Consider the following 25,772-nt stretch of genomic DNA (forward strand, 5'->3'; position numbering starts at 1 on the left):
AGCCCGGACCTGCGGAATGCGCGACCGCGTTCGGCGGCAGGCGACGGGGGACTGATTGTCAAACGGCGTTGAACTTTGACCCTGGATCTGCGTTGGACTTTGGCTCTTACTCACTTTCGCTGATGCCGGCGGCGTTGAGGTTGCGGATATCCACGATGGAGCCGCAGCATGCGCCCTCGCTTCAGACCGTCGAGCCTCGTACTTGCCGGATTCGTCGCCGATCACCTCGATGTCGGCACCGATCGGATCTGTCTGGTCGTGAGGTCTGGATCTGCGACGGCGACGTGCCCAGACTGCCGGACCTCGTCACGTCGCATTCAAAGCCGCTACCAGCGCCGCGCCGCCGACCTGCCGCTCGGTGGTCGGCGCGTCGAACTTCAAGTCATGGTGAGACGCTTCTGGTGTGACACAGCGGCCTGTGGGCGGAAGATCTTCGCCGAGCGCTTCTCCGAGGACGTCCTGCCTACCTTCGCACGACGCACCTCGCGGCTGGAGCAGATCGTCCATCACCTCGGGCTCGCACTCGGTGGTCGGCCCGGTGCAGGCCTCGCTCAGCGCCTGATGCTGCCGGTCAGCCGCGACACGCTCTTGCGCATGATCTGCCGTCGGGCGGCGACACACTCCGATCCACTCAGCGTCATCCGCATCGACGACTTCGCCTGGCGGCGCAACCACCGCTACGGCACCCTCGTCTGCGATCTCGAACGCCGCCGCATCGTATCGCTCTTGCCCGACCGCGAGCAGGCTACCGCACAGACTTGGCTGAAGATGAACGGCTCGATCCAGATCGTCGCCCGCGACCGCGGGGGTGGATATGGCGAGGCCATCGCCCGTGCTCTGCCGCAGGCCATCCAGGTCGCCGACCGATGGCACCTCATGGAGAATGCCAGCCGTGGCTTCCTCGATGCCGTGCGCAGGTCGATGCGACAGGTTCGCGAGGTCGTCGGCGCAGCCAAGATCGATCCGGCGCTACTCACTGCAGCTGAGCGCATCCAGTACGAGGGTTACCTGCGGCGGGAGGAGGCGGACGCAGCCATCCGCTCGCTCGGCGAGGCAGGCGTTCCGATCCGCCGGATCTGCCAACGTCTTGGCCACAGCCGCAAGGTGGTGCGTGCGGTCCTACGTGGGGAGCGTACCGACGTCTTCCGGGTCCGCCAGAGTTCGCTCGACGTCTATCTACCATGGCTCGATGCCCGGTGGGATGCTGGCAGTCGCAACGCGACCGAACTTTGGCGAAGGGCGAAGGGACAAGGCTTCCGGGGATCGCTTCGCGTGGTCGGGGAATGGGCGACGCGGCGTCGACGAGCCGAGCAGGCCAAGATCGAACGGCTGCAGCGTGTGCCGTCGGCACGAACCCTGGCGCGATGGCTGACGACAGGTCGCGACCGCTTGACCAAGGCGGAGACGCTGACCGTGGCTGCCGTCAAGGACGGCGTGCCGGCGCTGGTCGAGGCGCGCGAGGTGGTGGGCGCTTTCCAGACGATGGTCCGGGCGATGGCACCGGACAGGCTCGAAGGGTGGCTCTCGCGTGCTGGCACAGGCCTCGTCGCCTCGTTCGCCCGCGGAGTCGGTCAGGACCGAGCTGCGGTTCAGACAGCGATCACGTTGCCATGGTCGAACGGCCAGACAGAGGGGCAGATCACCAAACTCAAGCTGGTGAAGCGCCAGATGTATGGCCGCGGCAAGATCGACCTGTTGCAAGCTCCCCTGATCGGATTGACCTCCGGATGATCAGCGAAAGTGGGTCAGAGCCAAAGTTGCACGCCGAAACACAGAGAGCCCACTACCTAATGGCCGACATCCGCCGCGCCGAGAAGCCCGCGCGCCCGCTATATCACCTGTAGTGGACCTGCCGGAAGTTCGAAGTCATGGACGGTGTAGCCACCGCAGTGACCACGCGCATCCAGCAGGGCGGTTACATCAGCCTGAAAACTGGTCGGATGACCGGCAGCAGCTTCTACGAGGTCTGCGCCATGTGTCTGGCGCCGAGGCGGACAACAGTCGTGTGCGAACGCTAAAAAAATCGCCATCCGAAAGCGAGCACCAAAAAGGCTTCGTGGGCCCTCGGCGCTTGAGTCGCAGCATAATAGCAATCTGCCCGAGCTATATTCCTGCAATCGCACGCTTACATACTTAGGATTATCATCCTCTACAGACCACCTCGCCCCAGCGCTTCTTTTACTCCGTTATCAGTGAATTGAATTGCCCTATTTATAGCTTGCTCCATCGTGTATTTGCCTTGACGAAAGAGGCCTGCAACTTGGTCCCTAAATTCTTTGGTATTCTTTTTTGGGTTTGCGATAGGGTCAACAAGAAAACCTTCAGTGAAAAATATCGCAGCCATTACTGCTGCATCGACTTTTTGTTGGGTTGTCGTGCTGTCGCTCTTTATGACTTCGACCATTTTGGACGTCAGCACTAAGTTGCAACCTGCAGTGATATAGCCATTGTCATCGTAGCACTCATCATGGCCTTTACAGGCCTCGTCGATGGCATCCAGCGCTTTTGGCATTGACTTTATCTTCCCATCTAAAATGTCTTTGTAGGTAAAACCCCAGCCAGGCCCGCAGTAAAGCCCGCCTTTATATGTCGATGTTCCGCCTGTGGGCATCGATTTCCACTCTAAAGCACTACCCATCATGCCATTCCTTCAGTATATTGATTATGTTTAATTTATGTATCGTAGCCATCAGGCCGAATCACTCTGTCTAATGGGCATGAGATACGAAACTATCAAATTCCGCAATCTAGTTGCGTTAACCTACTCCCGCGGTGTTAATAACCACGCGGTCAGCGAAGTTCGTATCCTTGACAACTTCCAGCCTTTCTCGACCGCATTGGCGCGCGCTGGGCCCTGCATCATGGGACGCAGGCATAGGGTCTCATCATGAGCTGACGAAAGTTTGCGACAGCCAAGCCGTCCCACGATCACCGACGGGCGTCTGTCTGCCTCGAACTCACGGCAGCACGGGCCAGATGAATAGTCTTCCTAACTCAGTGCGCGGCGGCTTTTTGGCAAGCGGGGACGGTCCTGGGGCGCCGTCAGGGCCGATGAAGGCAGTGACGCGCCTCGGCGAGCCCTTAGAGCGCCTAACAAAGCCATCGTTCGATGAAGCGCCAGACGATGAAGGCTGCGGCCAGCGTCGAGAAGGCGAGATGGATGTCGGCTCGTCGCTCGTAGCGGATGGCGAGGCGACGGAACTGGGCGAACCACGCCAACGTGCGCTCGACGACCCACCTGTGCCGTCCCAGCCGCTGGCTGCTCTCGATCCCGCGCCGGGCGATGCGGGTCTGGATGCGCCGGCGGGTCAGCGCCTGACGACAGCGGCGGTGGTTGTAGGCCTTGTCGGCGTGCAGCTTCACGGGACGCTTGCGCGGCGGTCCCCAGCATGAGCGGATCGGCGGGACGGCATCCACGACCGCCTCTAGCATCCGGCTGTCGTGCACGTTTGCACCCGTCAGCATCAGCGCGAGGGGGATGCCCTTCGCGTCAGTGAGGGTGTGGCGCTTCGCGCCCGGCTTGCCCCGGTCGGTCGGGTTCGGGCCCGTCGAAGCGCCCCCCTTTTTGCGGCGATCGAGGCGCTGTCGAGGGAAGTTCGACTGAAGTCGATCCCATTCTGACGGCCGAACCGGTCGAGCAGCGCGTGTCGGGCGACCACGTGCGGCGCGTGCTGGCTACGACGATGTGAGGAGGATGGGTCATAGATCCAGACACAGGGCCGATACAGCGCCATCCGACGCCAGGTCTTGTATCCGGAGCAAAGCACTACCTGCACAAGGCGGCCGCCACGGAGCGCTTACGGCTCTACCTCATAGTCCGTATCTCCTCGTGACGGCCCCTAGCTTCAGACTGAGGGCATTTCAGGGGGCAAGGTCAGGGCTAACATCCGGCTCCTCCCGCGTTATGGCTTCGCGGCCTCGAGAAACTCTCCGGCATCGTTGTACGGCCAGTAGAGATTCCATCGGCCATAGTAAGCCTTGCACTCGCCCATGGAACGCAAATAGGTCGCCTCGCCCTCGCGAAAAGCTGCAAAGCGGGTATACGGGGAGACACCCGGGTGCGTTTTGCCCGATGGTGGAGTGTAATCGTCCTGAGCCCCGTGCTGCAGCTTGCTTTGCAGCGCCATGTTCAGCAGTCGCACCGCATCCATTGCTTGGCGACTCCAGGAACGGCTTGTGGGTGTCAGGGCGGAGGCGAAAAGCTTTCGGTAGCGCCCCCCCCCCGCGGTGGCCCAGAGACTCATCATGTCGTAGTCGGAAACGAAGAAGTTGCGTCGCTCCGGATGAACCCCAAGCCCGCTCTCACCTGACTTCACAACACTTCCTTTACTGTCATACCCGTCGACCGCGCGCTTCGCAGGAAAGACGCCCTGAAAAGCAACCGCGCCCGGCTTCGGGCAGCGCATTACGACGAGAAGGCCTTGGCGCTCGGTCGCCTCCTTGAGGGCGGCCACGTCTTCAGGCCCGATGTCACTAATCTGGGCGAACGCGATGTCCGCAGTTTTGACCCGTGACCGAGCCTGGCTGAGCCGGTTGGACACCGCCATCTCGCTGATTGACGCCTTCAGTGTCATTTGCCCCTTCCCACTTTGACTGTGCTACGGCACGCGCTCCCCCAAATGGAGCTGAAATGGTAAAGAACTCCAATTTTAATCCAAGTGCCCGCTCGTGTCCAAAGCTGATGATCGCCCCGAGCTGTGGCGTTTTGCAATCCGCTCCTTCTGGACTTATCAGTTTATTCTCGAGATCCAAGGGGTAACTGCATTCGTGTATGCCAGATATCTTCACTGCATCTCGGCTTGGCCATCCTCAGGCTCCACGGCCATCAATCCGGATGGCTGAGAATCACACTCCGCTACGTAGCGGAAGCATGCATTTCAATTGGATCTAGTGCATCGATCCAGACGAAGGCTTCAGCCGCGTCTTGAAAAATTGATGCAAAATGAAATGTCTAGTGCTTGCTCGCATGAACGGAGTGAGTGCGTCGGAGCACTAGCACTACTTTGGCAGATTGATGTCAGGGCGGCAGATCGAGGGCGGCGTCACAGTGTGGACATCGGCGCGGTGATGGCCGGCTGAGGTATTCGAGGATGGCCTGCCGGATCGCCGGCATCGAGGGCTGAGGCGGTGGGCAGCCGATTCTTTTTTTTCCGCCCTGCTGCTGCCAGGCGCCGGGATTGCAGAAAGGCGTAGGCCATCATCGTCATCAGCGCGTGTCGGTTCAGCCCAGTCCATGAGCGACCCTCGAAGTGGTCGAGGCCGAGTTCCTCCTTCATCTGCTGGTGGGCCTGCTCACAGATCCAGCGCGCCTTGATCATGGCGGCGAGCTGCTTGAGGGTCGCGTCGGCGGGCAGGTTCGAGAGGTAGAACTTGCGCTCGCCCGAGCCGCGCTCCTCGCGCACCAGCCAGACCTCGTCGCCGGGCAGGTGCTGGTTGCCTTGGGTGCCGATCCGCTGGGTCGGGCCATCGGCCATCCGAACGCGTAACGCACAGAAGCGAGCGCGCAGCCGGCCTTTGGTGCCGCGCCGCCAGATCACCGCTCGGCCGGTCATGTCCGCCAGGATCGTCTCCGCCGCGACCGAGACCTGATCCGGGACGTGACGCTTGCGCGGTCGCCCACGCCCCGCCACGGGGAAGATCATCGTCACGCCGGCTGGGTAGACCTTGCTGCGTCCCGAGATCCCGACGGCCCAACTCAGGCCCCGCGCGCTCAGGGCCTGCCGGAACGGGGCGGACCCGTACCCGGCATCGGCCAGCACGCAGCCGAAGCGCACGCCACCCGCCCGGACCCGGTCGATCTCCGCGACCGCGATCTCCAGCTTGGTCCGGGCCGCACGCAGGCTCTCGGGTACGCCGGCCGAGACCATCCGATCCGGGTCGCTCGTCCAGCTCTCGGGCAGGAACAGCGCCAAGCCGACCGCTACGGGCACTTCGCCACGCGCCAGCGTGAGCGACACCAACGTCTGGCAGTTGGCGGTCTTACCCAGCGTCGTGGCGTATTGCGGCGCCACCCCCACCGAGCGGTCGCCCTTCTTCGGCAAGGCGGTGTCGTCGACGACCAAGATCGCATCCGCACCTCCGACAAGGCGATCGGCCTCGCCGAGAAGCGCCCGCTGCAGCGGCGCCTCATCCCAGATCCCGGCCGCGATGAAGTGGTGGAGCCGGTCGTAGGGGACGCCCTCGGCCCGTGCCGCCATCGGCTGGATGCTTTTGCGATCTCCGAGGCCGATCAGCCCCGCCACGTACAGCGGGCACATCGCTCGGCGCGCCGGATGCGACAGGCCCTCGAGGAACGGCTGTAGCCACCGCTCCAGATCCTCACGCCATCCGCCAGCACCGGGCATCGTGATCCCCCATGACCGTCGCCATGGCACGCGAATCCGCAAGGATCCTACCTCGTTCCCTCAATCTGCCAAAGTAGTGCTAGGTCGCGGACTCATAAGGCACGCAGCCAGACACGCAGGGCTGCGAGTTTGACGCTGGCCAGGAAGTTGTCGGGATCCTTGTCGTAGCGGGTAGCGACGGCACGGAAGTGATTGATCTTGCGGAAGAAACGCTCAACCAGGTTGCGGTACTTGTACAGGAAGGGGCTGAAGGCCAGCACCTCCTTGCGGTTGGGTATCGGCCTCACGTTTGCCCACGCCCCCTGCTCGGCCATCCGTGCTCGCAGCGCGTCACTGTCGTAGGCCCGGTCACCCAGCAGGATCTGACCTGCACCCAACCCGCCCAGCATGTCGGCCGCTGAGCGTCCGTCATGCGCTTGGCCTTCCGTGATCTTGAGGGCCACGGGACGGCCCTCGGCATCCACCAGCGCGTGGATCTTGCTCGTCAGGCCGCCGCGCGAGCGACCCATGCTACCGGATCGGCCGTCTTTTTTTGGGCGCAGGCGGCGTGCTGGTGCACCCGCACGCTGGTGGCGTCGATCATCTGCAGGTCGCCCTGGTAAGCCTTTGACACGGCGTCCAGAAGCCGATCCCAGATGCCGCGCTTGCGCCAGCGTCGAAAGCGGTTGCCGCAGGTTGTATGCGGGCCGTAGCGCGCCGGGATGTCCGCCCAGGGTGCGCCCGTACGCAGCCGCCAGAAGATACCGTTGAGCACCCGCCGGTCATCCACGCGCTCCTTGCCGCGCACGTCCGTCGGCAACAGCGGCTCGATCACCGCCCACTCCGCATCCATCAGATCAAACCGAGCCATCCAAGTCCCTCCTGCTCAGAGGGCTAATAGCGCCGCACCTCAACCGTGCCAGCCGTTATGGGTTCGCGACCTAGAGCGCTATCCGATCAGGTTGGATCATATGCGTCGTAGCCTGTGGCGGCGAGATAGCGGCGGCATTCGGCTGGCGTGAAGCGTCTGAAGGTTCGTCGGATAGTGTCCCAGAGGTCGCTGATCGTGCGAGCAGCCTCGGCACGAAGAATGGCCTTGAGCTTGGCGAAGGCCAATTCAATGGGGTTGAAGTCGGGGGAATAGGCCCGCAGGTAGAGCAGCCTCGCTCCCGCCGCCTCGATGCACTCGCGGATGCCGCTGACCTTGTGGGCGGGCAGATTGTCGAGCACGACCGTATCGCCGGGCCTGAGGGCTGGGACGAGAGTTTCTTCGACATAGCCGCGGAAGCACGCGCCGGTCATCGGTCCATCGAAGAGTGCGGTGGCCATCAGGCCGCTGGTACGCAGACCGGCAGTGATGGTGATGGTTTTCCAGTGCCCGAACGGCACCGCGACCCGGCAGCGTTCGCCGCGCGGGGCTCGCCCATAACGACCTGCCATCTTGGTGTTGGTGGCGGTCTCGTCGAGGAACACGAGGCTGTCCGGTTCGAGATCGAGTTGGCGCTCGAACCAGGATAGGCGCGCGGCCTTCACGTCCTCCCGTTCCTGCTCGGCGGCGTGGCCGGTGTTTTTTTGCGCGTGATGCCGTGGCGTTTGAAGAAGCAGGACAGGCTGCTGACCCCGACCCGCAGACCTCGTTCGGCCAGACGGTCGCGCAACTCGTGCAGGAACAGTTCGGGCTGCGCTTCGTAGGTCTGCCGGATCAAGTCGGCCTGCGCCTCGATCGTATGCGAGCGTTGATCGCCGCCCATCGGCTTGGCCTGCGTCCGACCCTCCTGCACGAAGGCCCCGTGCCAGCGCACGGCGCTGGCCGGGTTGACCTCGAAGCGCCGCGCCGCCTCCCGGCGCGAAGCCCCCGCCTCAATTGCGGCTACGACACGCTCGCGCAGATCAACGGACAGGGCAGACGCCATCGGCTCTCCTCCTCGGAAAGCCGTCCATCGAATCACATCACCGCTGCGACCGAAACCCCAGACGATTCAATCCGGTCGGTGACCGCTCTAGCCCAGCTGAACTGATCATCACTCTTTTTGCCTCTTGAACATGAGACAGACGAACGTATCATAAGCATCCCTGCCAGCGTGCTACCATAGCACCTGCAATCTTTGACCAAGCTTCAGCAGCGCACATCTTAGGCGACCGCTCGTTGGCATGGGTAGATAGGCTACAACTCTGAGCTGAACTTGCTTCGCGAAAGTGGAGAGCTCCTTTCCTGAAGAAGGAAGGTTCCGTTGGCAGACCGGAGGCAGACCTTTACGCCCGAATTTCGCGCCGAGGCGGTGCGGTTGGAACAGACGAGCGGGCGCTCCCGCCGGGAGGTCGCCGCTGATCTCGGCGTCGGGCTCTCGACGCTGCGCAACTAGATCGATGGCCGGCGCGAGCGGGAGATGGACCACCATGCAGACGAAGGCGACAAGGTGCAGGCCTGCCAAGGTGCTGGCGTAGCGTTCGTAATCTTTGACGAGCCTGCGGAAACTCGTGGCTCAGGCTAAGAAGCGCTCCACGACCCAACGGCGTGGCAGTAGCCCGAAGCCGCCTTTGGCCTCGGGAAGTTTCACCACCTCCAGCGCAATGCCGTGTTCACGTGCTGCCGTGGCCGGCTTCTCTGCGGTGTAGCCATGATCAACGAAGGCAACCTCGACGCTTTCGCCAGTGGCGGCCTGCACGGCCTCGGCCAAGCGGCCGACCTTAGACAAGTCGTCGGCATCGGCCCGCGTGACGTGCAGCGCCAGGAGACGGCCAAGCGTGTCCACCACCAAGTGCAGCTTCGAGCCCTTCTTACGATTGGTACCATCGTAGCCGGTCCGCTCGCCGCTCTCAGGTGAGGACCGTAAGGTCCAACTGTCGAGCATGGTCGCCGTTGGCTCTGGCGCCCGACCCGACGCCATGCGCAGCACCGCGCGCAGATCCTTGGCCAGCTTCTCGAGACAGCCAGCGCTAGGCCTGCTGTGGACTTGATTCAGTTTGATGGAGAGCGGTTTGGTGGGTGATGCCCCTTTCGAACTGGAGGGGGCTAGTGAAGCCGATCGCCGAGTGGCGGCGACGGGGATTGTAGAACCCGTCGATGAAACGGGCCAGCGCGTCGATGGCTTCGGATCGCGTCCAGAACGCGGTGCGCCAGACCACCTCGCTATTCAGCGTCTTGAAGAGCGTCTCGACCATCGCGTTGTCATAGCAATTGCCCCTGCTGGACATCGAGATCACGATGCCATGACCTCGTAGTTCCGCCTGATACTCATTTGCACAATACTGACTGATGCAATGAGAATGATGCATCAAAGCTGACGATGGCCGCCCAACCACAAGGGCGCGTCGCAGCGCGGTCAGCGCGAGTTCCTTGTGAGGCCGCTCGCCCGCCGCCCAGCCCACGACCCGCCGAGAGTACAAGTCGAGGACCACCGGCAGGTACAGCCACCCTTCCCGCGTCTAGACGTAGGAGATGTCCGCGCCCCACTTCCGATCTTGCCCCGCCGCTGTGAAGTTCTGATCGAGGTGGTTTGGCGCGACCGGGAAAGCGTGGCCGCTATCCGTCGTGCTTCGGAAGCGGCGCGGGTGGCGAGCCTCGAGCCCGTTCTCCCGCATCAGCCGGGCCACGCGCCCTCGGCCTACCGCCAAGCCCTGCTCGCGCAACTCGTGCGTCATACGGGGGCTGCCGTACGTCTCGTGCGAGGGCGTGAAGGCGGACCGGACATGGGCGAGCAGCACGAGATCCTCGCGCTGGCGCGTCGATGCCGGGCGGTTCTTACAGGCGTAGTAGCCGCTCGGACTGACGTCGAGGACTTTACACAGGCGCGCGACCAGGAAGTCCTTCTTCGCCGCATCGACGAGGCGGAACCTCATTGACTTCCCTCTTTGGCGAAAAAAGCCGTAGCCCGCTTCAGGATCCCTCGCTCCTGGCGTAGCACTTCGTTCTCGCGCCGCAGCCGCTTGAGCTCTGCGACCATGTCCTCCTGCTGCTCGGCCGGCGGGTGCCCAGACAGGCCTCTCAAATCGCCACAGATTTCTAACAGCCAAGCCTTTAGTTACGAAGTGAGTCTGCTGCCTTGCAAAGAAGGTCGGACCGTCATTCCTTCACAGGATGGAATACCACACGAACGGCAGCCGCGAATCAGCGCTTCGTTCGTTAGAATCCGACACCCATCATCGGGCGCGAGATCGGCCGGGCTGCCGTTGCCACGGGCGCTTGCGGCGGCGCCGGGGTCGGCGTAGGGCGTGCCCGGACAACGGGGGCCGGCTTAGGCCGCACGGCCTCCTGAATCGGCTTCGGCTTCTGAACAACGCGCTTGGGTTCCGGTTTCGGCCGGCTCACCTCGTGCGTTGGCTTCGGCTTCTGAACAACGGGCTTGGGTTCCGGTTTCGGCCGGCGAGCGACAGGCTTGGGCTCCGGCGCCTTCGGCTTCTCGTTGGCAACGCAGCGGTTGCCGTCGGCATGGTGGTCGACCCCGCATAGAAGCGGGCAAAAATGGGCGGGGCGGTCGCGCAGATCCTTCAGAAGATCCGGAGTCGGCTCGAGCGGAACTGGGCGCAGCTTTGCCTGCCGTGCAAAACGCGCCAGCGCGTTTCTGGATGCCCCGTTCCAGACCTGATCCGGCATCTCGTCAATGCAGCCGATGCGACCGAGCTCGGCCTTCGTCTCGCGCACGAGGCGGTCGCGCACGATCGTATCGCTGGGGAAAGCGCCGTCAGCGCCGGACTTTGGAATCGGATCGGGTGTTTGGAGGGCGTTGTAGGCGAAGCGTGCCTCCCCGAGGGGCCGGCCCGCAGCCGGGCTGGCATTCCCGTCGGGCGTCTCGAACGACGCGAGGCGCCCGACCGGGCGAGCCGCTTCCCCTGTGGATGCCACGCTATCCGATCCGTTAAGGCCGGGTTCTGGCACTGCCGGTTCGTGCTCATCGAAACCCATGGGTTTTGGCACTGCGGCACTCGCGAGGAGGTCCGGCCTCCGGAGTTCCTGTGCATTGCGTTCCGCGTCGGCGAGCGCTCGGCGGCGCGTCTCTGCGGCGGCCTTCTCCCGCTCCGCGTCCCGGGCGGCGAGCGCAGCTCGCTCGGCTTCCGCAGCGAGATCCTCGGCGCGAGCCCGCCGACTCGCCTCCTCGGCCTGGCGTACGGCTTCGGCGGCGCGCCTAGCCCTCTCCGCCTGCTCCTCGGCCACCTTCCTCTGACGTGCCTGTTCGGCCTCCTGGGCGGCGATCTCGGCCCGCCGGGCCTCCGCGACCTTCTGTTCGGCGACAACTCTCTGACGCGTCTCTTCCGCCAATTGCGCGGCGTCAGCCGCACGCCGGGCAGTCTCGGCCTGCTCTTCGGCGACCCTGCGCTGGCGCGCCTCGGCGGCCTGCCGGACCTGCTCCGCCTCGCGGACCGCAGCCTCCGCACGCCGGGCTTCGGCAGCCTGCTGCTCGGCAGATACCCTCTGGCGCGTTTCCTCGGCTTGCCGTGCGGCCTCAACAGCACGCTTGGCCTTCTCGGCCTGTTCGTTGGCCAGCCTGCGCTGCCGCGCATCCTCGGCGAGCCGAGCCTCTTCAGCCTGCCGTGCGGCCTCCGCGACGCGCCTCTCTACCTCGGCCTGCTCCTCTACTGCCTTGCGCTGGCGCGCCTCGTCGGCACGTCGCTTGGCCTCGGAGTCCCGGGCGGCCAAGTCGGCGATGCGCCGTGCCTCGGCGTCCTTCTTCCGGCGCTCGAGTTGCTCGCCCAGGGCGTTCCAATCGTCGTGAAGCTTGAGCCGGAGCTTCGCGAGCTCGACGAAGTCGCTCTCCGGGTAGCGCGCAATGAAGTCACGCAGCACAACCGCGTCGCTGGTGCCGCGGATCTTGTGCCAGACGTCGCGGTCTGTCTCGCTACGGTTGAACGTGAACTTCCCCGGATAGGACAAGGACAGTTCCGGGGTCTGCCGACCTCCGCTCTGCGTGTCGACGGCGATGCTCACATGCTGGAAGAACTGCGGGAGATCCAGCCCCGGCTCATCCATGACCTTCAGGAAGGCACTCGTGAAGATGCTGTTGCGGCCGGCGCCGTCATAGGCCAGCGCGTTGGCTTGGGTCGCGTAGGCCACGACGAGGCCGCGGCCGCTGATCTTGGCGAGTCCCGTGTCGAACGGGTTGCGGTTACTACGTTCCTTCAGCGGGAGGTTGCGACAAGCATCGAGGATCAGGATCCGCGCTCCGTCGGCGCGGTTGAGCTCGCCGACAATGTCGTCTACCCGAACGGTCTCGTATTCTAGATCGAACTCGTCCTGAAGCTTGGCATCGATCGGCACGATGTAGTTGCGGCCTTTGTATTGCAGGCCGTGCCCAGCATAGTAGGCGAGGGCCGCATCGGCTCCCTGCGCCGCGCGGGCGAACTGCCGTAGCTGATCGCGGAGGGCCTCCCGGGTTAGATCGGTGCCGCCGAAAATCTGGAACCCTGCCTTCTTAAGCGACGACGTGACATCCTCGGCGTCGTTGCGCGGGTTGGGCAGGGAAGGGAAGCGCTGATAGGCAGCGTTGCCGACGACGAAGGCGACGCGACGCTCCACCGGCGCGGCGCGCGCGGCCTCCACGGCCAGCGCGAGCACGATACTTACGATTAGGACGAGGAGCCTGCGTGCCTGCATGGCTAGCCCGTGGCGCTGTGCGCCGTCCCGACGCAGGGGCCGGCAAAGGCAGGACCGTGCAACGCAGTCGTGCCCGCGGATCCCGCGGAGGGCGCCTGTCGTGCGGGCGGGGAGCACGCGGAGGGCATCAATCGTCCGACCCCTCGTCAGCGGAGTCTTGGGAGCCCCCTGTCTCGGCGACAGCACCGATGCCCGGCAGGGTTGAGCCAGCTAGGAGGAAGCGCAGCGGATCGACGGCCACGCTGTGAACCCGTGTCTCGTAATGGAGATGCGGCCCGGTCGACCGCCCGGTCGAGCCGACCTGTCCGATCACCGTATCCGACCGCACCGTCTGCCCGGCGGAGACGGCATAAGCGGACAAGTGGCCGTAGCGCGTTACCACACCGCCCCCGTGGTCGATCTCCACAAGGTTGCCGTATCCGCCAGTTGGCGATGCGGTGATGACCCGGCCGGCGGCGGTCGCTCGGACCTCCGTGCCGACCGGCGCGCGGAAATCCATACCAGCATGCATAGTCGCGACGCCCGTGAAGGGGTCTTTGCGCTGGCCGAAATTGCTCGTGAGATGCCGCTCGGCCTGCTCGATCGGACGGCGCAAGGGGACCTGATCGGCCGCGGACCGCCACCGCTGCTGCTCGGCGAGCGCGGCCTCGAATGCGCGGGCGGCCGCCTCGAAGGCGTCCCTCGGGGCGGTGGCCATCGGCGGCGACGGGGCTGGTGGCGGTGTCACAGCGACGCCGATCCCCGTGAGGGCTCCCCGCAAAGAGCCGATCGCGTCCCGCACACGCTGGGCGAAGCCGCCCAGAACGCGCACCTCGGTGCGGTCGACTCCGTCGAGCGAAGCTTCGAGCGCCGCGAACTGCTCCCGCGTCGGCAATGTTAGAAGTGCCCTCACCCGATCCCTCTCGGCATCGGCGGGAGATCCGCCGAGCTCCGAGCGCGGTCCGACTCCGGTCTGCCCAAGATCGCGGGTGCGCCCGAGTTGCAGGATGTTGGGCTCGCTGCCGCGCCGTCCAGCGGCAGCGGCGGCGACCGGCTCGCGGGAGGACCCATCGGCCTGCGGCCGGACAGGCTCCGCCATGCGTTGGGCGTAGCCGCTAAGAGTCGCAAGGCGATTCTCAAGGTCAACCTGGCGGGTAACGATGTCCGCCATCCGCCCGGCGAGACCGTCCTGCTCCAGAACCTGGTGACTCGCGACGCCGACGAGGCGCCGGGTCAGCGCACGGACCTTGTCCTCGTAAACCGTCTTCTGGTTCGTCTGCTCGGCGGCCAGCCGCTTGTTCTCTCTGTTCCCCTCATAAGCGAACCAGGACGCTACCGCCGCCCAGACCAGGAGCGGTGCAAGGAGGTAGGCCGCCAAGCGCGACGACGACCGCGCAGAAGCCGTCCGGCGACCGCCGACGGATGCCCGGCCGATCCTCGTCGACGCCTGCCTCACCGCCACCCTTCCCCATAAATCTACAGAACGACCCGCCATCCTGTAAGGACGACTGAGCCTACCAGATCAGCGACCGCGTGTGGATGGCCATTCGGGCATTTCCAAGCCGGTATGGCTTATCGACAACGGCATTCGCGTGGCGAAGCCGGTGTTGCCGAACCGACCGATGCGGGGATAGTGTCCGGAAACCGGCTTTCTGTGGGAGAGTTAGTCTTGGGTATGCCCGCCGCCCGCATCACCGACCTTCACACCTGCCCGATGGTCACGGTGCTGGTGCCGCATGTCGGCGGGCCGATCCTCCCGCCCTGCATGCCGACCGTGCTGATCGGTGGCATCGCCGCCGCGCGCGTCGGGGATCTCGCCCAGTGCACCGGGCCCGTCGATTCCATCCTCATGGGCTCCACCACCGTCCTGATCGGCGGCCAGCCCGCGGCGCGGATCGGCGATCCGACCACCCACGGTGGCGTGATCACAACGGGTCTCCCGACCGTGCTAATCGGCGGGTGAAAGGACCAAGCCGGCGCCCGGACCGGGCGACAGGTTGAGCGCCCCCTCAGGCGCGGGGGCGTGGCCCACCGGTGACGATTATGCCCGGGCCGAAGTGATTGTAATGCGATTGGGTCCGTTAAACACCTCCCAAGCGGAAGTGTACAAGTTGTTCTGAGCCAAGCGCCACTGAATGAAGAACCCTTCGTTGTAGCGCATGATCTCGGCGGCAGAATATAGCCTAACGAGTTCGCCCGCCCCGGGATCTCCCTTCCGCTTGAAGCAGATGAAGGCGTCGCCACCGATGCCCCCGATCAGCGAGACCTCGTTCGGCATTATCTGTAGCCAGCGGCCGTCATCAAGGACGACCGTCTGCTTCTTGACGGGACGGATGTGGTGAAACACGAACCCCATCGCGGTAGAGCGGACGGCGAAATGCGGCCTAAACGGACCTAGATTGATCCATGTGTTCAGGGCTTCGAACATGCTGCTAGGCCGCTCCGTCGTCGTGGTCGTCGCGATACAGCGTCCCCCAGGCCGGCTGCCATAGCGCATCTGGATCAATTACCACGAGCGGCACCTTCCAATCGTTCGCGAATTTGATCGCGGCGCGGAAAGCCTCCTTCAACGGCAACTCGGCACCCTGGAAATCCTTCGGCAACCGCCCCCCCGTGGCTGAAGCGGGGCAAGCGATGCACCCGCTCAAGCGGTCTCCTTCGCGGCGCAACACCAGAGCCATCGCATCGTCGGGCGCATTATCGACCTGTTCGAACCGGTTCCCTTCCGACATGACACGCCTTCCATCGCTCGCGGTGAAGTTCTTCGATCAATCCTGGCAGGTACTACCGGCACGCCTAGCTACAGCTGCCCCTCGATCTCTTTGAGTTTTCGATCCGCGCGACACTCCTTCAGGGTGCGGGACCTGGCCGCTTTGATCGCCACCACGACGTGTTCGGCTGCGTCGAAGCTCGCCTCGAAACAGGCACACCCGCGCCCGTAGCTGCCGGTTCCCGCCTTCACGTACTGGGCCGGCGGGAAGGTTGGCGGCCAATCCCCCTTGGCCTGATGCCCGCCCTGGATTGCGATGGTCCATTCGCCATCCCGATCGTAGAACGAGGCGTTGCCCGGGCTCGGGTTATCGAACCAGCCGCATCGGGTTTCGTCCTTCGCTGCAGCCGCGAGACCGGGCGACAGGCTCAGACCACTTGCGGCTATCGCGCAACCGAGAACGCCCCATTGACGATGACGCTTCATTCCCGACGTTCCTTCGAGGGTAGACCGCCCACCTGGGCACTTCGGACACCTACGGACCGAGCGCCTTCGCTCGCGCCCGCTCAGCCTGCGGACGCCTCCTTCAAGATCCCTTCGAATTTCAGCGCGATGTCCGCGATGTCGTCGGCATGGTCCTGTCCGTTGACCATCCTTCGAGCGCTTTTATAATCACAGAGTCCCCCACGAAAGTAATCATCAAACTTATGCCCGTTGGTGAACCCGAAGCCAGTGCGCATCCCATAGGACATGATTTCATACGACACTTGCGGTGTCTTGACCATTTCGGGCGCGAGCAACAGTTCCAATCCACGCTTCAGCGCGATACTCATCTGGGCATAGTTGGACCACCACGTCAGCTGGACGTAGCCCCGGCCGAAATACGCGTGTTCCTGCCCTGCATCCTCGTCGAAGGCCTTGTGATGCGCCCCCCCGTACTTGGAGCCCATCTTCGCGAATTGCGTCAGTTTCTTGATCACGCCGGTCTTCGAGATACTGAATTGATCACCGTCCTGTTCGGTGATCTGCGCCCCGCCGTTGTCGAGAGGCAGGACTTTCACCGGCTCGTGGTAGCGCCGGCCCTTGCCGTGGCCGACCTCATCGACCGGCGCCATCTTGTAGACCCAAGCCTTGCGCTTCAACACGATCGCGTGGCCGGATTTGTTGAAGAGCGGGCGGCCCTTCTTGTCCTTCGCCTGAACATGGTGGGTTTCCAGCGAGGTCGTCTCCCACATGACCGTCGCCAACATATAGGCCGCCCACCGCCGGTCCGTGATGCCGGGATCGCGGCCGATCATGTCCAGCAGGACGAGGACATCGGTCAGCGCCTTAGGGTCGTATTTCGGACTGCCAGCGAACGTCTCCACGAATTTCCTGCGGAAGGTGTTCGCGTTGTAGTGGCCGACTTGGAGCGATTGGGACGCCATACCCTGCCTCCTCGCTTGGGCGGATGCTCACGATCGATCCGCGGGCGGGGACGCGGGCGCGGAGCCGGCACCGCCGGAGACGTGACACTCGATCGCCGCGTCGCCCATCGTCAGTTCGACGGATTCGATTGTGTCGCCACGGAGCACGTAACCCAGTATCTTCACGGAGATGTCAGGAAGGAGGGAGTTGGTGATCACGTTGTCAATCATCCGGCCGCCCGAATCCGGGTCGTTGCAGAGCGAGACGATGTGGGCGATCACCTCATCGTTGTAGGCGAAACCCGCACCGTGGTTGTCGCGGATGCGGCGTCCGATCCGGTCGAGTTGCAGCCGGACGATGCCGCCGAGCATCTCGGGCGAGAGGGGGAAGTACGGGATCGTGACGATCCGGCCGAGGAGTGCGGCCGGGAAGACCTTCAAGAGTTGCGGCCGCAGGGCCGCCGCCATCGCGGCGGGGTCGCTCCGATAAGAAGGATCCTGCGCCAGTTGCATGATGAGGTCGGTGCCGACGTTCGAGGTCAGGATGATGAGCGTGTTCTTGAAGTCGATGCGCCGGCCGGTCCCGTCCTCCATCACCCCCTTGTCGAAGACCTGGAAGAAGATCTCGTGCACGTCGCCGTGCGCCTTCTCGACCTCGTCGAGGAGGATGACGCTGTAGGGGCGGCGGCGCACCGCTTCGGTCAGCCGGCCGCCCTCGCCATAGCCGACATAGCCGGGCGGGGCGCCCTTGAGCGTCGAGACGGTGTGCGCCTCCTGGAACTCGCTCATGTTGATAGTGATCATGTTCTGCTCGCCACCGTAGAGGGCATCGGCGAGGGCGAGCGCCGTCTCCGTCTTGCCGACGCCGGAGGGGCCGCAGAGCATGAACACGCCGATCGGCTTGTTCGGGTTCTCGAGCCTCGCCCGGTTGGTCTCGATGCGCTTGGCGATCATCGACAGGCCGTGCGACTGGCCGACCACGCGCTTGTTCAGGATCTCCGGCAGGCGGAGCACGGTCTCGATCTCGTCGCGCACCATCCGGCCGACGGGGATGCCTGTCCAGTCGGAGACGACGGAGGCCACGGCCTGCTCGTCCACATGGGCGTAGATCATGCGCCCTTCCGGGTCGATCGCGGCGAGGGCCTCGGAGCGGTCGCGCAGCGTGTCGCGCTGCCCCGGCGCGTCGGGCTCCGCGCGGCCGAGGGCCTCGCGCAGCGCCCGGATCTCGTCGACGAGGCCGCGCTCGGACGCCCATTTCCCGTCGAGTTCCGTCAGCTTGGCCCGCATCCCCTCCAATTCGGCGTCGATCTCGCCGACGCGCTCCTCGTCCGCCATGTCGAGGTCGCGGTCCGCCACGAGGGCCGCGCGCTCGGATTCCAGGGCGGCGATGGCCACCCGCGCGTCCTCGATGGCCGCCGGGGTCGCGCTCTGGCTGATCGCGACGCGGGCGCAGGCGGTGTCGAGCAGGCTCACCGCCTTATCGGGGAGCTGGCGGGCGGGAATGTAGCGGTGCGAGAACTCGACGGCGGCCACCACCGCCCGGTCGGAGATGCGGACGCCGTGGTGCTTCTCCATCGGCCCCAGCAGGCCCCGCACCATGTCGCAGCAGCGGGCCACGTCGGGCTCACCGATCTGGATCGCCTGGAACCGGCGCGTGAGGGCGGGGTCCTTCTCGAAATACTGGCGGTACTCGGCCCAGGTGGTCGCCGCGATCGTCTTGAGGGTGCCCCGGGCGAGGGCCGGCTTCAGCAGGTTGGCGGCGTCCCCCGTCCCGGCGGCGCCGCCGGCGCCGATCAAGGTGTGGGCCTCGTCGATGAACAGGATGATCGGCTGGGGCGAGGATTGCACCTCGTCGATGACCGAGCGCAGCCGCTGCTCGAACTCGCCCTTCATCGAGGCCCCGGCCTGCATCAGCCCGATATCGAGGGCGCAGAGCCGCACGCCCTTCAGCGAGGGCGGCACGTCGCCCGCGGCGATCCGCTGGGCGAACCCCTCCACCACGGCGGTCTTGCCGACGCCCGCCTCGCCCGTGAGGATCGGGTTGTTCTGGCGGCGGCGCATCAGCACGTCGATGAGCTGGCGGATCTCCTCGTCGCGTCCCCGGATTGGATCCATCTCGCCGCTCGCCGCGCGGGCGGTGAGATCCTGCGAGAAGCGATCGAGCGCGGTCTGGCCCTTGGCCGCGGCGGCAGCCGCCCCGGGCGTGCCGGCCGCGACCACGCCCGAGCCATCCATCGGCCGCAGGGTTTCCTCGTCCGACCGGCCCCAGATGCCCCGGTGCTCGGCGCTGAGCGCCTCCACCGGGATCTTGGCGAATTCCTGTGAGAGGGTGAGGAAGGCCCGGCGCAGCTCGGGGGCCTTCAGCCCGGCCAGCAGGATGTGGCCGGTGCGGATCTGCGTCTCGCCGAAGAACAGGGTGGCGTAGTGCCAGCCCCGGTCGAGCAGGTCGACCACGGCGTTCGAGATGCCCGGCATCTCGGTTTCGTTGCGGCGCAGGGCGGAGACCGCCCGTTCGATCTCGGCGAGCAGCCGGGCCCGGTCGAGTTTGTAGGCATCGGCGGTCAGGGCGATGTCGGTGCCGCTGCCTTGCAGCAGGTGGAGCAGCCAGTGGCCGAGTTCGACATTCCGGTTGCCGGCCCCCTTGGCGTGGCGCAAGGCCTGGAAGAAGGCCTCGTAGCCGACGCGGTTGAGCTTGCCGGTGACAGTCTCAAGACTGATGTCGGCCATGTCGATCCCCCTGTGGCTCTGCATCGGCGGGGCGCCGGGCGCGCTCCGCCGGGTTCAGCCTCGCATCGCAGCGGTATCCCTCGGCGTCCGCGTCCTGCGTCCTCACCATCCAGGTGGTGTAGCCGAGTCGCCCCCCCGCCTCCCGGTTGAGCTGGAGCGGGCGGACCGCCCGCCTCGGCAGGGCGATCTCGACCTCGCAGTCGATCTCGCAGCCGAGATAGAAGTAGAGAAGGTCCGCCAACGGCGTGCAGAGCGGCCCGGTCGGCAGGAAGGCCTCGAACTCGTCGCGGTCGCGGGCATAGAGCCTCAGCCGGATCGTGTCCTCGATGCTGAAGACGCTCGCGCCGACCAGGCAATCGACGCCGAGGCCGGCGAAGGCCATTCCGAGCCGGGTCTGGTCGGCGCGATCGAAGGGCAGGAACGTGCCAACGAACTCCTCCACCTCGCAGCGGATGCCGAATAGGCCCTCGACCGCCTGGCGCAACCGCGACGCGGACCGGGCCTTGGGCCCGAGCAGCCCGGCGAAGTTGAGCCTCGCCGCGTCCGAGACCGTATCCTGCTCCCGGAAGATCGGCGACCCGAGGCCGATGGCGCTGCCGATATAGGTGGCAAAGCGATCCTGATCGGGCCGGTCGGCCTGCGCGACCGGCCGGGCATCCGCCCAGGCCCGGTAGTAGAGCTGGATGAAGCGGTGGTTAAGGAGATCGAGGAAGCGCGGGAATCCGGCATGGCCGTTGCTCCACCAGCCATAGGTCTCGTCCGTGGTCTGGAGCGGGAGCGGCCCCTGGGGCCCCAGGAGCCCGAGGAACCGGACGAACAGGCGCAGGCGCCCCTGCGCATCCGTCTCGACGGCTTCGATGGTCGAGGGCGGGAAGGCCAGGAACGGGTTCTCGCCGAGGGCGAGGTAATCCTGGTCGCGGCTGGCGCTGTCGCCGATCCGTGGCTTGTCCGGGAAGCTGCGCTCGATCACGCGCATCGCCCAGAGGAGGTCGAACCGGTAGGGTTCCGCCTCCAGGGCCGCGCGGAGGGTCTCGGGCGCGTAGCTCACAGGGGCCGCCTCGCGCCGACCCGGGGCGGCCAGCGCATGATCTCGCCGCGCTCGACCGTGCGAAGCACCGTCTGCGTGAAGTGGTTCACCCCGGCATATTCGGCGAAGAACCGATCGAGGATCAGGCCGAGCATGAAGCAGCCCGTCCCCTCGAACGCCTTTTCTTCCAGGAGGACCGTGATCTCGGTGCCCCGGGCGGTGCCCGTCCCGGTCCGGCGGCGCAGCCGCCGGTTCACAGGCCGGCTGTCGATGACCCGCACGCCCCGGATGCGGCGCTCGGTGGAGCCCTGGCTGAGGTCGGCGAACAGCATCAGCACCTCGCGCAGGGCCTCGGCGCCGCGTCCGGCTCCCCGCGAGACCAGCCCGAGATGGTTGAGGCTCAGGATGTTGATCAGCCGCCAGGCCACCGAGCCGGTGAAGGCGGTCTCGGTGCGGCTGCGCAGGGGAGCGACCACGGCTTCACGCGGACGGGTCGGCCCGTTCAGGCACACGACCGTCAGCGAGGCATCGTCGAGGAAGTGGAAGTCGACCGGGCGCTCGCCCACCGGAAGCTGCTCCGGCAGGTGCCGGTTCGAGCAGAGGGCGCGGACGCTGAGTTCGGCGACACCGCGCTCGTCGTCCAGGCGATCGGGCTCGACGAGGGACAGGAACACGTCCGTCCCGGCATAGTCCGAGACATGCCCGTAGCTTCGCTCGGCCCCCGTCCTCCGGCGCGGGAGACGGCGGATCGCGTAGGCGAGACCGGGCTCCCTGCCCGCCTCGCGGGAGGCGGCATAGAGGGGGGGCACCGCGACCTTGTGGGACATGCCGGTCCGGTGGGCATGGACCTCGAGGACCTGGTGGACCTCGAAATCGAGGCTGCGGCTGCGGTCGGGAACGAGGTGGAACTCGTGCTGGCGCGCGACCACCGGCACCCGGTCGAGGGACATCTGGAACAGGTTGACGGCGGGGACCGCGTAGAGCGCGAAAGCCTCGGTTTTCACGGCCGCCGGGAGGCGGGCATTCGCCTCGTCGAACGTCACGACGATCTCGAAGGTGCGGGCCCGGAGCCGGGGCATGACCGCGGCGAGGCCGGCGACCTCGAAACCGATGAACTTGCGAGGAAACAGGAAGTAGTCCCGCAGGAGGTCGAACCCCTCGAAGACCCGCAGGTCGTTCGGGACGAGCGCCTCCTCGGCGCCGAGGCCGACCGGCAGGATCGCGTCCGGGGAGCCGGGGATCACCACAGGGTCGCCGGTCGAGTCGAGGATGCGGAAGAACAGGCCGATGCGGTTCGCCAGGAGCTGTTCCAGGATCGCTACGGCCTCGGCCTCCGGGCCGACCAGATAGATCGGCAGGCGCTCGATCTGGCAGCCGGCGGCCCAGCTCGCCGGCTCCTGCGCCGCGACCTTGTCGGGCATCTCCTCTTCCCGGCGCGGCGCCGTGCGGTGGAGGAACTTCAGCCGCAGCCCCGCGACGCATTCGGAGCCCGTGGGGATGCCGAGCGCCTGGAGCGGGCCCGGCGAGGCGAAATACTCGGCCTGGACAAGCTCGAACGGCCAGATCGTCAGGTCGGCGGTCGTACGGAACCGGCACGAGATCTGCCGCTGCGCCTCCCGGTAGATGGAATCGAGGTGCGATCCGGCCGGGATGCGGCGCCCCTCCCGCAGGGCGGCATCGCCGAAGACGGGCTTCACCTGCGCCAGCAGCGCCGAGGGTGTGGGCGCGAGGTAGTTCGGGACGAGCTGTTCGAGCAGGTTGCCGGTGAATTCGGGGAATTCGTGCTTCAGCTTCAGCTGGACGCGGGCGGCCAGGAACGCCGCGCCCTCCAGCATTCCCAGGATCATGGGATCCGACCGCTCTTCGAGCAGCCCGCCGAGGCGCTCGGCGAGACTCGGGAACTCCTCCGCGAACTCCCGGCCCTGCTCCCGCAGAACGCCGAGCTCGCGATTGTAGAGGTCGAGGAATTCCTGGTTCATCGGCGCTGGACCAGGATCTTGCCGGTGTCCCGCTCCAGGTCGGCGAAGAACGTCACCGGGACGTTCAGCGGATCGCAGTCGAGATCCGCCGACACGATGAAGCGGATCCGCAGCATGTCGGCCTCGACGCGCTCGTCGCAGATGCAGCGGATCGAATCGCGGGCCAGGCGCGGCTCGAACATCGAGAGGGCCGCCGCCAGCTCCGCGCCGATCTGGGTGATCGTTCCCTTGTCGATCGAACGGTGGGCCAAGTCGGGGAACCCGAAATTGAGGATCGAACTACGGACCTGGGGGAAAGCCGTGAGATCGGTGCCGCCCGCGAAGTTGACGGCATTAAGCAGGGTCCCGAGATCGCGACACACGCTCTGGAGCAGCTCGCCATCCGAGACGACGCCGGCCACGGTGGACTTGCGGCCCACGATCGGGCGCCGCTGGTCCAGATCGGCGGCCGGAGCCTCGTTACCCCGGTCGCGATCCTGGAAGGCGGTGCGGAACACATCCATGACTGAGGATCGGACACGGACCGCCACACTCGGTTCCTCGATTTGCGAGCCCCCGTTCCCGACCGGCGGCAGGGCCGCCCGGCGGCCGGACACGCCTCACCCTCGCATCACCCGGGGGGATGCGAGGGGCCTGTGCGCTCCGGCCGGCAGCCTCAATCCGAGTTCTCGGCGATGTCCCAGATCACCTTGACGTCGCCATCGGCGCTGCCGTCCGGCTTCTGCGGCTTGTAGTTGTAGGTGAACTTGCGGAAGTTCAGCGACACGTTCTCCGTCAGCCGATCCTCGCCGCCGGACCCGCCGACCGAGACGCTGGTGACGATGATCTGTTCCATGTCGATGGTGATGTAATCGACCGGCTTCTCACCGGCCTTGCGGACGGTGAGCGTTCCCTTGCTGATGGCCTTGCCGTTGCAGAGGAACTTGAACAGGGTCGGGGACGCGCGATCGACGTATTTCGTCAGGCTGATGTCCTGGACGGCCACCTTGCCGGCACCCGAGCCGGAGCCCATGTGGGACGTGCCGGACTGCGAGCCGCCCCAGCTCCAGGCAAGAATGTCCATCGACTTCTTGCTCTTCTGATCCTTGTCCTGCGTTTCTCCCTCAATGCCTTCCAGCTTGAGGAACATATCGACAGCCATGGCACGTCACTCCCTTCTTCAGTATCCGCAGAACCGATGCCGACCGGGTCGAGATACGTGACCCCGGACGACGACTGCACTTTCGTTGACGGGGCGCGAACCGGTCGCTCCCCTCCGCCAAGGTGTGAACGAGGCCCGCGCGAGCAGTGGCAGGACCGACTGCGCGGGTCCCCTCCCCTCGCCGGGGAGGGAAGGGATGGGGCCGGCGCCCGGTAAGGCTCGGCCGTGCCTCCCCTCCGATGGTCTCGTCGCCGCGAGAGGGGGGGGGCGCCGTCCGGTCCGGCATCCCCGGACGACGGCGACACCCTCACCGCTCTCAGGATTTCGGGACCGGCAGACGCGAGACGAGGCTCATGCCGACGTCCATTCCCTCCAGTTGGAAGTGGGGCCGCAGGTAGAAGCGCGCCGCGTAATAGCCCGGGTTTTCCTCGTTCTCGAAGATCTCGACCTTTGCGGCCGCCAGCGGCTTGCTTGCCTTGACCTTCTCGGACGAATTGACCGGATCGCCATCGACGTATTGCACGATCCAATCCTGCAACCAGCGCGTCAGTTGATCCTTCTCCATGGTCGAGCCGACCTTGTCGCGGACCATGCACTTCAGGTAATGCGCGAAGCGGCTGACCGCGAACATGTAGGGCAGGCGCGAGGACAGGTTGTCGGAGGCCGTGGCCTCCACACCCTTCTCGCCGAAGAAGCTCTTCGGCTTGTACAGGGACTGCGCCCCGATGAAGGCGGCCTTGTCCGTGTTCTTCCGATGGATCAGCGGGATCAGGCCGGCTTTGGCCAGTTCCGCCTCACGCCGGTCGCTGATCGCGATCTCGGTTGGGCACTTCAGGTCGATCCCCCCGTCATCGGTGGGGAAGGTATGGGTCGGCAGGTTCATGACCTCGCCGCCGGACTGGACGCCGCGGATGCGCACCGTCCAGCCGCAATCCTTGTAGGCGCGGTTGATGTTCACGGCCATGGCGTAGGCCGCGTTCATCCAGGCGTACTTGTCGCCCTGGTGCCCGTCCGTATCCTCCTCGAAGGCGAATTCCTCGACCGGCTCGGTCTTCGCGCCGTAGGGGACCCGCGACAGCACGCGGGGCAGGCAGAGGCCCATGTACCGGGAGTCGTGAGCATCGCGCAGGGACTTCCAGGCCGCGTAGTCCGGCGTGTCGAAGATCTTGCCGATGTCGCGCGGGTTGGCGAGTTCCGTGTAGCTGTCCATCCCCAGGAGCACGGGGTCGGCGGCCGCGAAGAACGGGGCATGGGCGGCGGCGGCGACCTTGCTCAGGTCGCGCAGCAGCGACACGTCCGTCGGCTGATGGTTGAAGTAGTAGTCGCCGATCAGGCACCCGAACGGCTCGCCGCCGAGCTGGCCGAACTCGGCCTCGTAGACCTGCTTGAACAGCGGGCTCTGGTCCCACCGGGCGCCGGGATACTGGCGCAGCTCGCGGTACAGCTCGGTCTTCGAGGCGTTCAGCACGCGGATCTTCAGCGTGGAATCCGTCTCGGAATTCATCACGAGGTAGTTCAGCCCGCGCCAGGCGCTCTCGATGCGCTGGAACTCGTCGGCATGCAGGATCTCGTTGACCTGCGCCGTGAGCTTCTGATCCAGCCGGGCGATCATCTCCTCAATCGTGTCGAGGACGTCGCTCTTCACGACATCCGCGTTCGACATCGCCTGGTTGATCAAGGTGACGACGGCGTTCTCGACTTCCGTCTGGGCCCGGTCGTTGCGCGGCTTGAAGCTCTGCTTCAACAGATCCGAGAACTCTCCGAGGCCACCGGGTTGCGCGGTGGTCTGGTCCTGCCGCTGCTCCAGGCCGGCCGATCCTGCTGACATGGTCGCCTCTCGTTACCCGAATGGTGTCTACCGGCCCGCGGGCTCGCAACCGAACCCGCGCCA

At 65.5% G+C, this 25,772-nt stretch carries 19 protein-coding genes and 4 pseudogenes; 3 read left to right on the forward strand and 20 right to left on the reverse strand.

What is annotated here, in order from left to right; all coding sequences use genetic code 11:
• The first annotated feature begins 168 nt into the window (after positions 1 to 168).
• On the forward strand, positions 169 to 1,731 hold the full coding sequence (locus tag AAHF99_RS14165) for an ISL3 family transposase (protein ID WP_342165033.1): 1,563 nt from the start codon (positions 169 to 171) through the stop codon (positions 1,729 to 1,731).
• Between the two features lie 418 nt (positions 1,732 to 2,149).
• On the opposite strand, the gene AAHF99_RS14170 is transcribed toward AAHF99_RS14165, so the two are convergent.
• The 6 genes and pseudogenes from AAHF99_RS14170 to AAHF99_RS14195 all read right to left on the reverse strand — a co-directional run bounded on the left by AAHF99_RS14170 (position 2,150) and on the right by AAHF99_RS14195 (position 8,236).
• Complete coding sequence (locus tag AAHF99_RS14170; RefSeq protein ID WP_342165034.1) at positions 2,150 to 2,641, reverse strand: hypothetical protein; 492 nt, start codon at positions 2,639 to 2,641, stop codon at positions 2,150 to 2,152.
• Positions 2,642 to 3,090: 449 nt separating this feature from the next.
• Positions 3,091 to 3,641: pseudogene (locus AAHF99_RS14175) on the reverse strand (IS5 family transposase); the annotation flags it as partial.
• A 261-nt stretch (positions 3,642 to 3,902) separates the two neighbouring features.
• The gene (locus AAHF99_RS14180; RefSeq protein ID WP_342165035.1) at positions 3,903 to 4,574 is read right to left on the reverse strand and encodes a hypothetical protein; all 672 of its coding nucleotides are present in this window, start codon (positions 4,572 to 4,574) and stop codon (positions 3,903 to 3,905) included.
• A 468-nt stretch (positions 4,575 to 5,042) separates the two neighbouring features.
• Positions 5,043 to 6,344 (reverse strand): IS701 family transposase, encoded by a 1,302-nt coding sequence (locus AAHF99_RS14185; protein WP_342165262.1) that lies wholly within the window; start codon positions 6,342 to 6,344, stop codon positions 5,043 to 5,045.
• A gap of 92 nt (positions 6,345 to 6,436) precedes the next feature.
• A protein-coding gene (locus AAHF99_RS14190; protein WP_342165036.1) for an IS5 family transposase occupies positions 6,437 to 7,194 on the reverse strand; the annotation gives its coding sequence in 2 pieces (ribosomal slippage) (positions 6,437 to 6,870 and positions 6,870 to 7,194; 759 coding nt in all).
• 86 nt (positions 7,195 to 7,280) lie between these two features.
• Positions 7,281 to 8,236 (reverse strand): IS630 family transposase gene (locus AAHF99_RS14195; RefSeq protein ID WP_342165038.1). Its coding sequence is split into 2 segments (ribosomal slippage): positions 7,281 to 7,897 and positions 7,897 to 8,236, totalling 957 coding nucleotides; the frame shifts between segments, so codons are not numbered across the junction.
• A gap of 318 nt (positions 8,237 to 8,554) precedes the next feature.
• On the opposite strand from AAHF99_RS14195, the pseudogene AAHF99_RS14200 reads away from it, so the two are divergent.
• Positions 8,555 to 8,683: pseudogene (locus AAHF99_RS14200) on the forward strand (transposase); the annotation flags it as partial.
• 30 nt (positions 8,684 to 8,713) lie between these two features.
• Here the strand turns inward: AAHF99_RS14200 and AAHF99_RS14205 are convergent.
• The 4 genes and pseudogenes from AAHF99_RS14205 to AAHF99_RS14220 all read right to left on the reverse strand — a co-directional run.
• A pseudogene (locus tag AAHF99_RS14205) lies at positions 8,714 to 9,238 on the reverse strand (transposase); the annotation flags it as partial.
• 22 nt (positions 9,239 to 9,260) lie between these two features.
• Positions 9,261 to 10,294 (reverse strand): annotated as a pseudogene (locus AAHF99_RS14210) (IS3 family transposase); the annotation flags it as partial.
• A 152-nt stretch (positions 10,295 to 10,446) separates the two neighbouring features.
• The gene (locus AAHF99_RS14215; RefSeq protein ID WP_342165039.1) at positions 10,447 to 12,873 is read right to left on the reverse strand and encodes a caspase family protein; all 2,427 of its coding nucleotides are present in this window, start codon (positions 12,871 to 12,873) and stop codon (positions 10,447 to 10,449) included.
• 166 nt (positions 12,874 to 13,039) lie between these two features.
• Positions 13,040 to 14,269 carry a M23 family metallopeptidase gene (locus AAHF99_RS14220; RefSeq protein WP_342165040.1) on the reverse strand — a complete coding sequence of 410 codons (1,230 nt, stop codon included), beginning with the start codon at positions 14,267 to 14,269 and terminating at the stop codon, positions 13,040 to 13,042.
• A 297-nt stretch (positions 14,270 to 14,566) separates the two neighbouring features.
• Here AAHF99_RS14220 and AAHF99_RS14225 point away from each other — a divergent pair, with 297 nt between their 5' ends.
• A complete protein-coding gene (locus AAHF99_RS14225) occupies positions 14,567 to 14,854 on the forward strand; it encodes a PAAR domain-containing protein (protein ID WP_342165263.1) in 288 nt (95 codons plus the stop codon).
• Positions 14,855 to 14,932: 78 nt separating this feature from the next.
• On the opposite strand, the gene AAHF99_RS14230 is transcribed toward AAHF99_RS14225, so the two are convergent.
• The 10 genes from AAHF99_RS14230 to tssC form a co-directional block, all read right to left on the reverse strand.
• Entirely contained in the window at positions 14,933 to 15,319 is a 387-nt protein-coding gene (locus tag AAHF99_RS14230; RefSeq protein ID WP_342165041.1) for a hypothetical protein, read from the reverse strand.
• A 4-nt stretch (positions 15,320 to 15,323) separates the two neighbouring features.
• Complete coding sequence (locus tag AAHF99_RS14235) at positions 15,324 to 15,623, reverse strand: hypothetical protein (protein WP_342165042.1); 300 nt, start codon at positions 15,621 to 15,623, stop codon at positions 15,324 to 15,326.
• Positions 15,624 to 15,691: 68 nt separating this feature from the next.
• Positions 15,692 to 16,087 (reverse strand): DUF4087 domain-containing protein, encoded by a 396-nt coding sequence (locus tag AAHF99_RS14240; protein ID WP_342165044.1) that lies wholly within the window; start codon positions 16,085 to 16,087, stop codon positions 15,692 to 15,694.
• Positions 16,088 to 16,167: 80 nt separating this feature from the next.
• Positions 16,168 to 17,028, reverse strand: a complete 861-nt coding sequence (locus tag AAHF99_RS14245) for a hypothetical protein (protein WP_342165045.1) — start codon at positions 17,026 to 17,028, stop codon at positions 16,168 to 16,170.
• Positions 17,029 to 17,055: 27 nt separating this feature from the next.
• Entirely contained in the window at positions 17,056 to 19,734 is a 2,679-nt protein-coding gene (gene tssH / locus AAHF99_RS14250; RefSeq protein ID WP_342165046.1) for a type VI secretion system ATPase TssH, read from the reverse strand.
• Complete coding sequence (gene tssG, locus AAHF99_RS14255) at positions 19,715 to 20,782, reverse strand: type VI secretion system baseplate subunit TssG (RefSeq protein ID WP_342165047.1); 1,068 nt, start codon at positions 20,780 to 20,782, stop codon at positions 19,715 to 19,717. The genes tssH and tssG overlap by 20 nt, the downstream gene beginning before the upstream one ends.
• Positions 20,779 to 22,740, reverse strand: coding sequence for a type VI secretion system baseplate subunit TssF (tssF, locus tag AAHF99_RS14260; protein ID WP_342165048.1), 1,962 nt, complete (start codon positions 22,738 to 22,740; stop codon positions 20,779 to 20,781). The genes tssG and tssF overlap by 4 nt, the downstream gene beginning before the upstream one ends.
• The gene (locus tag AAHF99_RS14265; protein ID WP_342165049.1) at positions 22,737 to 23,243 is read right to left on the reverse strand and encodes a type VI secretion system baseplate subunit TssE; all 507 of its coding nucleotides are present in this window, start codon (positions 23,241 to 23,243) and stop codon (positions 22,737 to 22,739) included. Before AAHF99_RS14265 ends, tssF begins: the two co-directional genes overlap by 4 nt.
• Before the next feature lie 152 nt (positions 23,244 to 23,395).
• On the reverse strand, positions 23,396 to 23,881 hold the full coding sequence (locus AAHF99_RS14270; protein WP_342165050.1) for an Hcp family type VI secretion system effector: 486 nt from the start codon (positions 23,879 to 23,881) through the stop codon (positions 23,396 to 23,398).
• Between the two features lie 316 nt (positions 23,882 to 24,197).
• A complete protein-coding gene (gene tssC, locus AAHF99_RS14275; RefSeq protein ID WP_342165051.1) occupies positions 24,198 to 25,709 on the reverse strand; it encodes a type VI secretion system contractile sheath large subunit in 1,512 nt (503 codons plus the stop codon).
• Positions 25,710 to 25,772: the final 63 nt, after the last annotated feature.

It is taken from the genome of Methylobacterium litchii (assembly GCF_038442315.1).
Taxonomy (GTDB): Bacteria; Pseudomonadota; Alphaproteobacteria; order Rhizobiales; family Beijerinckiaceae; genus Methylobacterium; species Methylobacterium litchii.